This window comes from Streptomyces sp. NPDC057302 (genome assembly GCF_042667685.1).
Lineage (GTDB): Bacteria > Actinomycetota > Actinomycetes > Streptomycetales > Streptomycetaceae > Streptomyces.
The window spans coordinates 111967-125029 of sequence record NZ_JBHUZJ010000015.1; the positions used below are offsets into that span (position 1 = coordinate 111967).

A 13063-nucleotide genomic window follows, 5' to 3' on the forward strand; every position below is an offset into this window, starting at 1 on the left:
TCCCCCGACAAGACAGATGCACCTTACATCTACTTATCGGAGTGCGGGAATACCGAGGTGCGTCTCCAGCGCCCGGCCCCCGGCAGGCGTCACCTTGACCGCCCGCTCCGAACCGATCCGCACGCACCACCCGGCAGCCAGCGCGTGGCGGCACAGCGCCGCGCCCGCGACCCCCGCCAGATGCGGTCTGCGTTCCGTCCAGTCGAGGCAGGCACGGGCCAGTGGACGCCTGCCGGTGTGCTCCAGGCCGATGCCCAACTCCCCGAACCAGCCCACCCCTTCGTCGGTCAGGGCGAACCCCGTGTCCTGGCGCAGCAGCCCGCGCTCCGTCATCGCCCGGGTGATGGTGATCCCCAAGTGGCCCGCCAGGTGGTCGTAACAGGTGCGCCCCCGCGCCATCGCCCCGCTCGCGCTGGACTCCCGCAGCGTGCGCGGCGGCCGGACCGAGGCCCCGCCGGGGCGTACGTACGCGGTCAGGTCCTCGACCAGCTGCGCCACCCGCGCGTCGGCGATGCGGACGTAGCGGTGGCGTCCCTGGCGCTCCTCGGTGAGCAGCCCGCCCGCGACCAGCTTTCCCAGGTGCTCGCTGAGCGTGGACGCGGCGACCCCCGCGTGCCGCGCGAGCTCGCCCGCGGTCCAGGCCCGGCCGTCCAGGAGCGCGAGCAGGCAGGCGGCGCGCGTCTCGTCGGCGATGAGCCCGGCGAGCGCGGCGAGGTGAGGGGTTGCGGGGTCCGTCATGGTGCAAGGATGCGCCGACAACCGTTCGGTGTACGCCGAAACGTCAGCCCGCGGGCGCCGCCACCTGCGTGTACTGGAGCGCGAGCCCGTCGAGCAGCGCGTCGAGGCCCGTCTCGAAGGCGCGCTCGTCGATCTCCTGCTGGCGGTCGGCCAGGAGGTGGGCCTGGCCCAGGTGCGGATAGTCGGCGGGGTCGTACGCGGCCTGGTCGTCCACGAAGCCCCCGGCGAAGGAGCCCAGGGCCGAGCCCATGATGAAGTACCGCATCAGCGCGCCGATCGACGTGGCCTGCGCGGCGGGCCAGCCCGCGTCGACCATCGCGCCGAACACCGCGTCCGCGAGCCGCAGCCCGGCCGGACGGCGGCCGGGGCCCGACGCGAGCACCGGAACGATGTTGGGGTGCAGGGTGAGCGCCGCGCGATAGGAGACGGCCCAGTCGTGCAGCGCCGTCCGCCAGCCGCGCCCGTCGGCGGCCTCGAACATCGACAGGTCGACCTGTGCGCTCACCGAGTCCGCGACCGCCTCCAGGATCTCGTCCTTCGTGCGGAAGTGGTTGTAGAGCGAGGGTCCGCTGACCCCGAGCTCGGCGGCCAGGCGGCGCGTCGAGACGGCGGCGAGGCCCTCGGAGTCCACGAGCGCGCGCGCCGTCTCGACGATGCGATCTCTGCTGAGGAGGGGCTTGCGCGGTCGGGCCATGCGGCACATAGTAGGGCTGCCGCAAGAAACTAGCAGTGCTAATTTAAATCCGGCCCGAAGATCGGTCCGAAGAGTCGACCCGAAGAGGTGCCCCCGATGAATCTGGAGCTCAGCGAGGAGCAGTCCGCCGTCCGGCAGCTCGCCAAGGACTTCGTGGCCCGCGAGATCGCCCCGCACGTCATCGAGTGGGACCGCGCGGAGAGCGTGGACCGGTCCATCGTGAAGAAGCTCGGCGAGGTCGGCTTCCTCGGGCTCACCGTGGACGAGGAGTACGGCGGTTCGGGCGGCGACCACCTCGCGTACTGCCTGGTGACCGAGGAGCTGGGGCGCGGCGACTCCTCCGTGCGCGGCATCGTGTCGGTCTCGCTCGGCCTCGTGGCCAAGACCATCGCGTACTGGGGGAGCGAGGAGCAGAAGCGGCAGTGGCTGCCGGGGCTCACCTCGGGGGAGCTCGTGGGGTGCTTCGGGCTCACCGAGCCGGGCACCGGGTCCGACGCGGGGAACCTCTCCACGAAGGCCGTGCGCGACGGCGACGACTACGTCATCAACGGCTCCAAGATGTTCATCACGAACGGCAGCTGGGCCGATGTCGTGCTGCTCTTCGCGCGGACGAACGACACCCCGGGGCACAAGGGCGTCTCCGCCTTCCTGGTGCCCACCGACGCCCCCGGCCTGGGCCGGCGCACCATCCACGGCAAGCTCGGCCTGCGCGGCCAGGCCACCGCCGAGCTGGTCCTCGAGGACGTCCGCGTACCGGCGTCGGCCATGATGGCGCCCGAGGGCAAGGGCTTCTCGGTCGCCATGTCGGCGCTGGCCAAGGGGCGGATGTCGGTCGCCGCCGGGTGTGTGGGCATCGCCCAGGCCGCCCTCGACGCGGCGGTGACGTACGCGACCCAGCGCGAGCAGTTCGGCAAGTCCATCGCGGGCCACCAGCTGGTGCAGGAGCTGATCAGCGACATCGCGGTGGACGTGGACGCCGCGCGCCTGCTGACCTGGCGGGTCGCCGACCTCATCGACCGCGGGCAGCCCTTCACCACGGAGTCCTCCAAGGCCAAGCTGTTCGCCTCCGAGGCCGCGGTGCGCGCCGCCAACAACGCGCTCCAGGTCTTCGGCGGCTACGGCTACATCGACGAGTACCCGGCGGGCAAGCTGCTGCGCGACGCACGCGTGATGACGCTCTACGAAGGCACGAGCCAGATCCAGAAGCTGGTCATCGGCCGGGCGCTGACCGGGGTCTCGGCGTTCTGAGGGCGTGAGCCGGTCACCCGCCCGTGCGCGCGAGCTGAGTACGGAAGCTGAGTACGGAAGCTGAGTACGGGAGCGGATGTGGCGCGGCGGCCGTGGGGCGAAGCTCTGACCATGAGTGAGACACCGGTCAAGCAGCAGAGCAGTACCGCCTACTACGGCCAGGCGGTCGCGTCGTTCGCCGTGGCGATCGGCGCCGTGGCGATCGGCATCTACAGCCTCGACGTCAGCGGCTGGATCCGCGCCTTCCTCGCCATTTCCGTCCTGTACCTGACGACGTCCGCTTTCACCCTCGCCAAGGTGGTCAGGGACAAGCAGGAGGCGGGCCAGATCGTCAGCCGCGTCGACCAGGCCCGTCTGGAGAAGATCCTCGCCGAACACGACCCCTTCAAGCCGGTCGCCTGACCGCCGTCCTAAGCGCTTGCTCACCGCCGGGGGTATGGTGTCCCTCCGAACGGCGGAAGGAGTGGGCGATGAGCACGGCGGAGCAGACCGAGGGGGATGACCTGCCATGGGGCGAGGTCACGCCTGATGCGGCGCGGCGGCTGCTGATCGCCGCCGTGGAGGCCTTCGCCGAGCGTGGGTACCACGCGACGACGACCCGGGACATCGCCGGCCGCGCCGGTATGAGCCCGGCGGCGCTCTACATCCACTACAAGACCAAGGAAGAGCTGCTCCACCGCATCAGCAGGATCGGCCACGACAAGGCCCTGCGGGTCCTGCGCACCGCGGCCGACGGTCCTGGCAGCGCGGCGCAGCGGCTCGCCGAGGCCGTGCGTTCCTTCGTCCGCTGGCACGCCGACCACCACACCACGGCCCGCGTGGTCCAGTACGAACTGGACGCCCTCGGCGAGGAGCACCGCACGGAGATCGTCGCGCTGCGCCGCCGGTCGGACGCCGCCGTGCGGGACATGATCAACGACGGGGTGCGGGACGGGGAGTTCGACGTCCCCGACGTGCCGGGCACCACGCTGGCCGTGCTCTCGCTCTGCATCGACGTGGCCCGCTGGTTCAACGTCGCGGGGCACCGGACGCCCGACGAGGTCGGCGCGCTCTACGCCGACCTCGTGCTGCGCATGGTGGGGGTCAAGGAGCAGGCCTCCTCCTGACCCCGGCACGCCACAGAAGGAGTGGCGGGCGGCCTCAGAAGTAGTGAGGCCTCAGAAGTAGTAGCGGGAGACCGACTCCGCGACGCAGGCGGGCTTCTCGCTGCCCTCGCGCTCGACGGTGACCGTGGCCGTCACCTGCACGCCGCCGTCCTTGGTCCGCTCGACCTCCTTGAGTACGGCGGTCGCCCGCACCCGAGAGCCCGAGGGCACCGGGGAGGGGAAACGGACCTTGTTGGTGCCGTAGTTGACACCCATCTTCATGCCCTCGACCCGCATGACCTGCGGCACCAGGGCCGGCAGCAGCGACAGCGTCAGATAGCCGTGCGCGATGGTCGTCTTGAAGGGGCCCTGTGCCGCCTTCTCCACGTCCACGTGGATCCACTGGTGGTCGCCCGTGGCGTCGGCGAACAGGTCGATCCGCTTCTGGTCGACCTCGAGCCATTCGCTGTGCCCGAGCTGCTCGCCGACCCCGGCACGCAGGTCGTCGGGCGACGCGAAGATCCTCGGCTCTGCCATGTCCCTGGCCTCCTCAAAGTATTCGAACTAAGCGCTTGCTCAGCATGCGGTGTGCGCCGACGTGTGTCAACGGACCGGTCGGTGGACCGGTCATGGGGTGGCGGCGGGCCAGCCATTAGGGTGTGAGGGGTGCCCCAGATCCCAGAGAAGATCCATGAGCTCACGGTCGGCCAGCTGTCGGCCCGCAGCGGCGCGGCCGTGTCCGCCCTGCACTTCTACGAGTCCAAGGGCCTGATCTCCAGCCGCCGTACGTCGGGCAACCAGCGCCGCTACCACCGTGACGCGCTGCGCCGCGTCGCCTTCGTCCGCGCCGCCCAGCGCGTCGGCATCCCGCTCGCCACGATCCGCGACGCGCTCGACTCGCTCCCCGAGGAGCGCACCCCCACCCGCGAGGACTGGGCGCGCCTCTCGGAGACCTGGCGCTCGGAACTTGACGAACGCATCACGCAGTTGGGCCGCCTGCGCGATCACCTCACCGACTGCATCGGCTGCGGCTGCCTCTCCCTGGAGAACTGCGTGCTCTCCAACCCCGACGACGTCTTCGGCGAACGCCTCACCGGCTCCCGTCTGTTGGTGGAGCGGCGGCCCCGGACGTCGTGACCTCGGGCTGCTCGCGCGGCCCCAGGTGCCGGAAGGTCACGCTCAGGACCACCGCGGCCAGCGCCCCGGCCGCCACTCCGCTGCCGAAGATCGTGTGCGCCCAGGGCGGCAGCGGCGCGTACAGGCCCGGGGCCATCACCGGCAGCAGCCCCACGACCAGCGCCAGGGCGACGACCACGCTGTCGGTGCCGTGCGTGAGGTCGACCCGGGAGAGCATGCTGAAGCCGAGCACGGCGATCACCGCGTAGATGACAAGACCGGCGGCGCCGACCACCGGCTCGGGGATGGCGGCGAGCAGCCGCGTCAGCGGGGTGAGCAGACCGCAGACGACGAGCAGCACCCCCGCGCCCGCCGTGACGAACCGGCTGCGTACGCGCGTCAGTTGGACGATGCCGATGTTCTCGGCGCTCGTCACCATCAGCGAGGTGCCGAAGACACCGGCGCCCAGCGAGACGAGGGCGTCGGCGCGGGCGATGCGCGGCACGTCCCGGCCCGCGTCAGGGGTGCGGCCGACCGCCTCGCTGTTGAGCACCGTCTGCCCGGTGGCCTCGGCGAGCGAGGCGAGCGCGAAGACGAGCAGCGGGATCGCGGCGAGCAGGTCGAAGTGCGGGGCGCCGTAGGGGAACGGGTCCGGCAGCGCGAACGCGGCGCCGGACGCGAGATGGATGTCCGTGCCGAGCAGGAGCGCGATGGCGGTGCCGCCCACGAGGCCGAGGAGCACCGCCATCTGACGCCACACGCCGCGCAGGACGAGGAAGAGGACCGCGATGACGCCGAGCGTGGCGAAACCGGGGCCGGGCCCCGACGCCACCATCGGCGCGGTCACCTTGATCATGTTGATGCCGATCAGGACGACCGTCGTTCCCATCACCAGCGGCGGGAACAGCCGCACCACACGTCCGTAGAAGGGCAGTACGCAGATCAGGAACACCGCGGCGATGACGACGGAGCCGGACGCCGTCGTGGCCCCGTACTCCTTCCCGATCTGGAGGAAGATCGCCACCGCGGCCCCGCCCGGCAGCATCAGGAACGGCAGCCGGGCGCCGACCCGCAGCGCCCGCACCCCCAGGGACTGGAGCAGCGCCCCGATCCCGCAGAGTACGAGCGTGGCGCTGAGCAGCGAGGCCGTCTGGGCGGCGGTCAGGCGCAGGGTCGTGCCGATCAGGATCACCGAGGAGACAGGGGCCGCGATCCCGGCCAGCAGATGCTGGAGGGCGAGCGGCGCGAGGCGCGGCAGCGGGAGGCGCTCGTCGACGGCGGCGACCACGGGGCTCAGCCCTTCGCTGGTGCGGCGGCCGGGGTGAGCCAGGGCAGTTCGGACGCGGCATAGCGATAGGCGCGGAAGACGGCGTTGGGTTCGGAGGGGAAGAGCTTGCGGACCTCTTCCTCCTCGTAGCCCCCGAAGAACGGCACGACGTACTCCCAGCAGAGATAGCCGTCCGCGGTGACCTCGAAGAGGCGGCCCGCGGGGGAGTCGGTGACCAGGGTGTTGCCGTTCGCCAGGCGCTGGGCGCTGCCCATGAAGGGCGCGAAGAACGACTCGCGGGCCGGGTCGTGGTACTCCCAGACGATCTTGCCGCTCGCCCGCTCGATCTCCACGACCCTGCTGAACGGAACGTCCCAGTGCGGCCGGAAGACGCCGTTGTCGAAGACGAGGAAGTTGCCGTTCGGGAGTTCGGTGGGGCAGTGCTGCTGGGAGACGACGCCGGGCTCGGAGCGCCAGATGATGTCGCCCGTCTCGCGGGATATGACGACGACGGCGGAGACCGAGCGGAAGCTGGCGAGGATGTTGCCGTCGCTGGTCGGCAGGACGCTGTTGATCAGGGGGTAGTGCTCGCGGGCGTAGTCCGGGTGGAGGGGGAAGTCCGCGCGGCCGAGGTGCTCGGAGACCCTCCACTCCCAGGTGGTGTTGCCCTCGGCGTCGACCTCGACGATGGTGTCCGCCCAGATGGTGCCGTCGGCGGCTTCCGAGCCGGGCACGCCGCCGCGGACGGCCGCGGCGTCCGCGCCGGCCAGGGGTTCGAGGGCGGTGTAGAGAATCCGCCCGTCGCCGTAGTGGTGCGCGTCGTGGTGCTGGAAGCGGTCGCGGTGCTCGCGCAGGACCGTGCTGTCCGGGGCGACCTCCTGCATGATGCCGCCGCGGTACTTGTGCCACATGGGGAAGAGCGCGGGCTCGTCCGGCAGTACGCCGTTGTAGGCGAGGTTCCCGTTCCGCAGGATCCGCGCTTGGCGTCCCGGGCGGTGCGGGAGGTTCCACTGGTGGGCGATCTCGCCGTGGGCGTCGATCAGATAGACCTCGCCGCTGCCGGTGAGCGGGGCGAAGAGGGTGTAGCCGCCGAAGCTGGCGTCCTCGTCCAGGGCCATCAGGCCGGTGCCGCGGCGGCGGCGCTGATTCTGGTCTACGCGGGGGGTGTTGGGCATGGGGGATCCGTCCTCTCGTCGTCTGCTGCGCAGGACCTCTACTTAAGTTTCTTAAGCAGTGCGGAAGACGTTAACCCAGGAGATAGGCTTCGCGATATGGGTACGAGTGATGCGGACACCCCGCAGATCGGTCCCGGGATCCGCAGGCTGCGCCGCGCCCTGGACCTGACGCTGGCCGATGTGGCGGCGCGGGCAGGGGTCTCGGCGCCCTTCCTCAGCCAGGTCGAGAACGGCCGCTCCCGGCCCAGCATGGGATCCCTCCAGCGCATCGCCGACGCCCTGGACACGACGGCCGTCCAGCTCCTTGCCTCGGCGGATCCGCCGAGGCCGGTGGATGTGGTGCGCGGCGGATCGGCGTCCGTGAGCGAGGGCGCGGGCGAGGGCCCGGGTGGCACTGCGGGCCGGATGCGGCCGCTGGTCCGGGGCCATCAGCGGTTGCACGCCCTGGAGTTCACCGGGAATCACGAGTGGGGGCGCGAGTACCGCCACCGCAACGACGAGATCCTGTACGTGGCCGACGGCTCGGCCGAGGTGGAGGCGGACGGTTCCGTGTACCGCCTGGAGCGAGGCGACACTTTGTACTGCGCGGCCGAACTACCGCACCGCTGGCGCCCGTTGGAGGAGGGTACGCGGGTCTTGGTGGTCGGGATCGCGGACGGGGTGAGGGTGGTGGACGACAGGGGCTGCTGAGGCGGGGCGGCGTCACCCGCTGGGTGGGAAAGTCTGTTCGTTTCCGGACAGGCGGCCCGCGCCGTCCATCAAGCCCTTACCGGGGCGGCGGTCCAAGGAGGGACAGTGCCGCCGAGACCAGCTGGGCGTTGGAGGAAGCCCGCCCCCCGTCCGGCAGGACCAACGTGTCCTCAAGGCCGATCCGGGTAGCAAGCCCCAGGCGCCCCGCCAGCCCCAGCACCGGCCAGGTGCCGCCCTCCTCGCCGTGCAGCAGCACGGGCCGCCCATGGGCCCGGCCGATCACGGCCAGGAGAGCGCGGGCCGAATCGCGGGCCGTGGCCGGGTCGGGGTCCGTGACCTCCGCGAGGACCCGCAGGACCCGGGGGCCGAGCCCGGACGCCGCGAACCGTTCCGCGCTGTCCGTGCCGGACCAGATGCCCGCCTCCACACCCACGCCCCGGTCCAGGAGAGCCTCGGCCACTTCCTCCGCGCCCGGCTCGTGCCAGTTGACCGAAGCGTGGTCCGGCAGCACGGTCCACGCGCGGATGTGCGCCACCCGCTGCTCCGGGTCCGGTTCGGCCCAGGCGCCGGTGGTGACCCCCACCGGGACGGCGGCCGCGGACCGGATCGCCGTCAGCGCGGCCGCAACCGCACGTGGCGCCAACGTGTCTTGCCCGCAGGGGGACTTGGGGTGTACATGGACATCCCGGGCCCCGGCCGCGACGGCCTGTGCCACGGCCTCGGCCATCGCCGCGGGCGACAACGGGATCAACGCACCATCGCCCGCGCCGCGGGCGCCGTTCAGACATACCTGCATCACCACAGGACAGCACAGACGACCAGACACAGGGGGAGCGCCGGTGGGAATCGCCATCTGTTCGTTGAAGTGGGACTCCGCGCGCACGGGACCGCAGAGAATCACGTACGACCGCGACGGCTACCACCTCGTGCGGTTTCCGTACGCGGACGCCGAGGAGTCGTACGACCCGTGGCACATGCACGAGCCGAGCAAGGGCAGCACCAACCCGTCGCAGTTCCCCGACGCCAGGTCCGGGCTCATCTGGCCCAGCCACGACGGCTGGGGCACCCTGTCGGCGATGATCTTCTGGGAGCCGGACGACCGGCCCACCGAGTACCGCGCCCGTTATGTGCGCGACCCGCTCGGCGGCTCCACGGGGTACGACTCGACGGCCACCACCGACTGGGTGCCGACCAGGGGCGGGCAGTACCGCACCCACACCTGGCAGATGTTCGTGCACCCGCGGACACCGGTCGGCCTGAAGATATCGGCCCGCGGCGCGGGCGACGTGAAGATCGCCGCGCCGCTCATGTTCGCCGAGTTCAAGCTGGCCATCCAGTGGGACGTGGCGACGCCCTGACGTCAGACGGAGACCAGCGGCCGTTCCCGTCGTGCCCGCGCCCGTGCCATCGCGGCGGGCGTGAGCACCGGGTCCGGCACGACGATTCCGCAGCCCGTGCAGACGGCGCCCGAAGAGGGATCGTGCGCCAGGCCGGGAGTCCAGACGAGGTCGGTCCGCGCGCACACCGGGCAGACCGTGCCCGGGTCCCGCTCGAGCGCCGCTATCAGCCGGCGCAGGACCTCGGCGAGTGGTTCGGAGGGGTGGACGCCGGGATCGTCGCACCAGGCGACCCCGCATCCTCCCCAGGTGCAGCGGTGCCAGTCGTCCTCGCTGCCGGGCCTGCGGAGCCCGTCGTGCTTCTCCTTGCGGCGGCGTTCCGCGAAGCCCTCCTCGTAGGCGAGCCAGACGGCGCGAGCCGCTTCCAGTTCATCGAGCGCGGCCACCAGCCGCGCCGGGTCGGGCGACCGGTCCTCGGGCCCGAAGCCCGCCCGGGAGCACAGATGGTCCCAGGTCGCCCGGTGGCCGTAAGGGGCGAACCTCTCCAGGCACTTGCGCAGCGAGTACCGTCGCAGCGCCAAATCGCTCAGCGGATCACGCACCTGTCTCGCGAGACTCCGGAATCCGGCCATCGCCCTGCACCTCCGTCGCACGTTCTCGGACGTTGCCGAGTAGACGTATCGACTTGCGATTCGGCTCCCTTGTGGCCCATCGGATTTCAGATTGCTGTCATCGGCCCCGCGATGTGGAGCGCTGAGCAGTGATGATGTGGCGATTCTGGAAAAGCGACGCATGTTCATCTTCCGGGTTCGGCAACCCGCCAGTAACCTCCGCCCCAACTCCCTCCCACAGGAGCACAAGCGGAGCCCAGAGGAGCACCCATGCGACAACGCATCGTCCGGCTCAGAACCCTCACCGCCACGGCGGCGCTCGCGCTCGCCGCGGGTCTCCTCGCGCCGCAGCCGGGGGCGGCCGCGGCCGACGAGCCACCGCCGGTCACCGACTACTGCGGGGCGCAGTGCGCGGACATCCTGCCGCCCGGCGCGAACGGCAACGCCACGCTCGCCGAGATCCTCGCCCACCGGGTCCTGGGCACCCAGCCCAAGCACGCGAACGACCAACTGGGGCCCTACGACGCGCTCTCCTCCGGCTATCCGTCCCTCACCGACGACAAGCTGACGGAGTTCTTCAACGACGCGTCCTTCGGCGTCCGCGACGGCCAGGTCGACTCCGTCACCAAGCCGCGCGACGACGTGACGATCACCCGGGACAAGAAGTACGGCATCCCGCACATCAAGGGCACCACGCGCTACGGCACCGAGTTCGGCGCGGGCTTCGCGGCCGGTCAGGACCGCCTCTGGCTCATCGACCTGTTCCGGCACATCGGCCGCGGCGAGCTGACCTCGTTCGCGGGCGGCGCGCTCGCCAACCAAGGCCTGGAGCAGCAGTTCTGGCCGCAGGCCCCGTACACGGAGAAGGACCTGGAGCAGCAGGTCGAGTACATCAGGTCGACGCAGGGCGAACGCGGCAAGCAGGCGATGGAGGACGCCCAGGCCTATATCGACGGCCTCAACTCCTACCGCGTGAAGTCGAAGAACGGCCGCTACTTCCCCGGTGAGTACGTGCTGACCGGCAAGATCGACGCGATCACCAACATCGGCGAGATCGCGCCCTTCAAGATCACCGACATGATCGCGCTGGCGTCCGTCGTCGGCGGGCTCTTCGGCAACGGCGGCGGCGGAGAGGTCGAATCGGCCCTCTCCCTGCTCCAGTCGCAGCAGAAGTACGGCGTCGAGAAGGGCACAAAGGTCTGGGAGTCCTTCCGCGCCCGCAACGACCCCGAGGCCGTCCAGACCATCCACGACGGCACGAGCTTCCCGTACGCGGGCAAGCCCAAGGACGCGCGCGGCGTCGCGATGCCCGACGCCGGGTCGGTCGAGCGCGAGCAGCTCGTCTACGACCGTGAGGGCGGGGCCAAGTCCACGTCCAAGGCCCTCAAGGACCCGGTGAAGGCGCCCAAGAAGCTCAAGCCGCTCCAGGGGATGTACGACGACGGGGTGCTGCCCGCCGACCTGTTCAAGAAGGACGGGCAGAAGAAGGGCATGTCGAACGCCCTGGTCGTCTCCGCCAAGCACACCGCGAGCGGCAACCCCGTAGCCGTCTTCGGCCCGCAGACCGGCTACTTCGCCCCCCAGCTCCTCATGCAGCAGGAGCTCCAGGGTCCCGGCATCAGCGCGCGCGGCGTCTCCTTCGCGGGTGTCGGCATGTACGTCCAGCTGGGCCGCGGCCAGGACTACGCCTGGTCGGCCACCTCCGCCGGGCAGGACATCACGGACACGTACGCCGTCGAGCTCTGCGAACCGGGCGGCGGCGCCCCCACGAAGCAGTCCACCCACTACCTCCACCACGGCGCCTGCACCCCCATGGAGAAGCTGGAGCGCAAGAACGCCTGGAAGCCGACCCTCGCCGACTCCACGGCCGCGGGCTCCTACCGCATGCAGGTGTTCCGCACGAAGTACGGCGTCGTGACGCACCGCGCGAACGTCGAGGGCAAGCCCGTCGCGTACGTCTCGCTGCGCTCCACCTACCGGCACGAGGCGGACTCGATCATCGGCTTCCAGATGCTGAACGACCCGACGTACGTCACGGACGCGTCGACGTTCAAGAAGGCGGCCCAGAACATCAGCTACGCCTTCAACTGGTTCTACGCCGACTCGCGCGACACCGCGTACTACAACAGCGGCGCCAACCCGCAGCGCGCCAAGGACATCGACCCCGCCCTGCCCATCAAGGCCCAACAGGCCAATGAATGGCTGGACTTCGACCCGGAGAACAACACCTCGAAGCAGACCCCGCCGGCCGAGCACCCGCAGTCCGTCAACCAGGACTACTACATCTCCTGGAACAACAAGCAGGCCAAGGACTTCAGCACGGCGGGCTTCGGCATCAGCGCCGTCCACCGCGGCGACCTGCTCGACGGACGGGTCAAGAAGCTCACCGAGCAGGGCGGCGTCACCCGGGCCAAGCTGACCCAGGCCATGTCCGAGGCGGCGGTCACCGACCTGCGCGGCGAGCAGGTGCTTCCCGAACTGCTCAAGGTGGTGCGGAGCAAGCCCGTCACCGACCCCGGGCAGACCAAGGCCATCCAGCAGTTGGAGGCGTGGCAGAAGGCCGGGGCGCAGCGCAACCAGACGGCGGCGGGCTCCAAGACGTACGCCCACCCCGACGCCGTACGCATCATGGACGCCTGGTGGCCCCTGCTGATCGAGGCCGAGTTCAAGCCGGGCATGGGCAAGGATCTCTACGACGCGCTGACGGCGCAGCTCGGCACCGACGAGTCGCCCTCCGCCGGGCACGGCCCGACCGGGGCGCACGCCGGATCGGCCTTCCAGTACGGCTGGTGGGGCTTCGCGGACAAGGATCTGCGGGCCGTGCTCGGCGAACCCGTGCAGGGCGAGCTCGGCGAGAAGTACTGCGGCGGGGGGAAGCTGGACGCCTGCCGTGACGCGCTTCTGAGCACTCTCACGCAGGCCGCGGCCAAGCCCGCGACCGAGGTCTACCCCGGCGACGCGAGCTGCGCCGCCGGCAACCAGTGGTGCGCGGACTCGGTCATCCACCGGGCGCTCGGCGGCATCACGCACGGGCCGATCCAGTGGCAGAACCGGCCCACGTACCAGCAGGTCGTCGAGTTCCCCAAGCACCGCTAGAGACAG

At 70.8% G+C, this 13063-nt stretch carries 14 protein-coding genes; 7 read left to right on the plus strand and 7 right to left on the minus strand.

Annotated features, from left to right (window positions below):
* Positions 1-33: 33 nt before the first annotated feature.
* The gene (locus ACFUPX_RS14155; RefSeq protein WP_383320738.1) at positions 34-738 is read right to left on the minus strand and encodes an ArsR/SmtB family transcription factor; all 705 of its coding nucleotides are present in this window, start codon (positions 736-738) and stop codon (positions 34-36) included.
* A 43-nt stretch (positions 739-781) separates the two neighbouring features.
* Entirely contained in the window at positions 782-1432 is a 651-nt protein-coding gene (locus ACFUPX_RS14160) for a TetR/AcrR family transcriptional regulator (RefSeq protein ID WP_383320739.1), read from the minus strand.
* Between the two features lie 96 nt (positions 1433-1528).
* Between ACFUPX_RS14160 and ACFUPX_RS14165 the strand changes: the two genes are divergently transcribed.
* The 3 genes from ACFUPX_RS14165 (at position 1529) to ACFUPX_RS14175 (ending at position 3786) form a co-directional block, all read left to right on the plus strand.
* Positions 1529-2680, plus strand: coding sequence for an acyl-CoA dehydrogenase family protein (locus ACFUPX_RS14165; RefSeq protein ID WP_383320741.1), 1152 nt, complete (start codon positions 1529-1531; stop codon positions 2678-2680).
* A 111-nt stretch (positions 2681-2791) separates the two neighbouring features.
* Positions 2792-3082 (plus strand): YiaA/YiaB family inner membrane protein, encoded by a 291-nt coding sequence (locus ACFUPX_RS14170; protein ID WP_383320743.1) that lies wholly within the window; start codon positions 2792-2794, stop codon positions 3080-3082.
* A 68-nt stretch (positions 3083-3150) separates the two neighbouring features.
* Complete coding sequence (locus ACFUPX_RS14175) at positions 3151-3786, plus strand: TetR/AcrR family transcriptional regulator (protein ID WP_383320745.1); 636 nt, start codon at positions 3151-3153, stop codon at positions 3784-3786.
* Positions 3787-3837: 51 nt separating this feature from the next.
* Here the strand turns inward: ACFUPX_RS14175 and ACFUPX_RS14180 are convergent, their stop codons facing one another.
* Positions 3838-4302 (minus strand): MaoC family dehydratase, encoded by a 465-nt coding sequence (locus tag ACFUPX_RS14180; RefSeq protein WP_383320746.1) that lies wholly within the window; start codon positions 4300-4302, stop codon positions 3838-3840.
* Positions 4303-4431: 129 nt separating this feature from the next.
* Between ACFUPX_RS14180 and soxR the strand changes: the two genes are divergently transcribed.
* On the plus strand, positions 4432-4902 hold the full coding sequence (gene soxR, locus ACFUPX_RS14185) for a redox-sensitive transcriptional activator SoxR (protein ID WP_383320748.1): 471 nt from the start codon (positions 4432-4434) through the stop codon (positions 4900-4902).
* Here soxR and ACFUPX_RS14190 read toward each other — a convergent pair.
* Both ACFUPX_RS14190 and ACFUPX_RS14195 read right to left on the minus strand, forming a co-directional pair.
* Positions 4856-6169 carry a uracil-xanthine permease family protein gene (locus ACFUPX_RS14190; RefSeq protein WP_383320750.1) on the minus strand — a complete coding sequence of 438 codons (1314 nt, stop codon included), beginning with the start codon at positions 6167-6169 and terminating at the stop codon, positions 4856-4858. The two genes, soxR and ACFUPX_RS14190, sit on opposite strands and share 47 nt — an antisense overlap.
* Before the next feature lie 5 nt (positions 6170-6174).
* Positions 6175-7323, minus strand: coding sequence for an aryl-sulfate sulfotransferase (locus ACFUPX_RS14195; RefSeq protein WP_383320752.1), 1149 nt, complete (start codon positions 7321-7323; stop codon positions 6175-6177).
* 96 nt (positions 7324-7419) lie between these two features.
* Between ACFUPX_RS14195 and ACFUPX_RS14200 the strand changes: the two genes are divergently transcribed.
* Positions 7420-8013: a helix-turn-helix domain-containing protein gene (locus tag ACFUPX_RS14200; protein ID WP_383320754.1), complete on the plus strand. Its 594-nt coding sequence runs from the start codon at positions 7420-7422 to the stop codon at positions 8011-8013.
* A 76-nt stretch (positions 8014-8089) separates the two neighbouring features.
* Here ACFUPX_RS14200 and ACFUPX_RS14205 read toward each other — a convergent pair whose 3' ends face one another.
* Positions 8090-8812: a 3-keto-5-aminohexanoate cleavage protein gene (locus ACFUPX_RS14205; protein ID WP_383320756.1), complete on the minus strand. Its 723-nt coding sequence runs from the start codon at positions 8810-8812 to the stop codon at positions 8090-8092.
* 40 nt (positions 8813-8852) lie between these two features.
* Between ACFUPX_RS14205 and ACFUPX_RS14210 the strand changes: the two genes are divergently transcribed.
* Positions 8853-9371, plus strand: a complete 519-nt coding sequence (locus ACFUPX_RS14210) for a hypothetical protein (protein ID WP_383320757.1) — start codon at positions 8853-8855, stop codon at positions 9369-9371.
* A gap of 2 nt (positions 9372-9373) precedes the next feature.
* Here the strand turns inward: ACFUPX_RS14210 and ACFUPX_RS14215 are convergent, their stop codons facing one another.
* Positions 9374-9982 (minus strand): hypothetical protein, encoded by a 609-nt coding sequence (locus ACFUPX_RS14215; protein WP_383320759.1) that lies wholly within the window; start codon positions 9980-9982, stop codon positions 9374-9376.
* A 249-nt stretch (positions 9983-10231) separates the two neighbouring features.
* On the opposite strand from ACFUPX_RS14215, the gene ACFUPX_RS14220 reads away from it, so the two are divergent.
* Positions 10232-13057 carry a penicillin acylase family protein gene (locus ACFUPX_RS14220; RefSeq protein ID WP_383320761.1) on the plus strand — a complete coding sequence of 942 codons (2826 nt, stop codon included), beginning with the start codon at positions 10232-10234 and terminating at the stop codon, positions 13055-13057.
* Positions 13058-13063 lie beyond the last annotated feature (6 nt).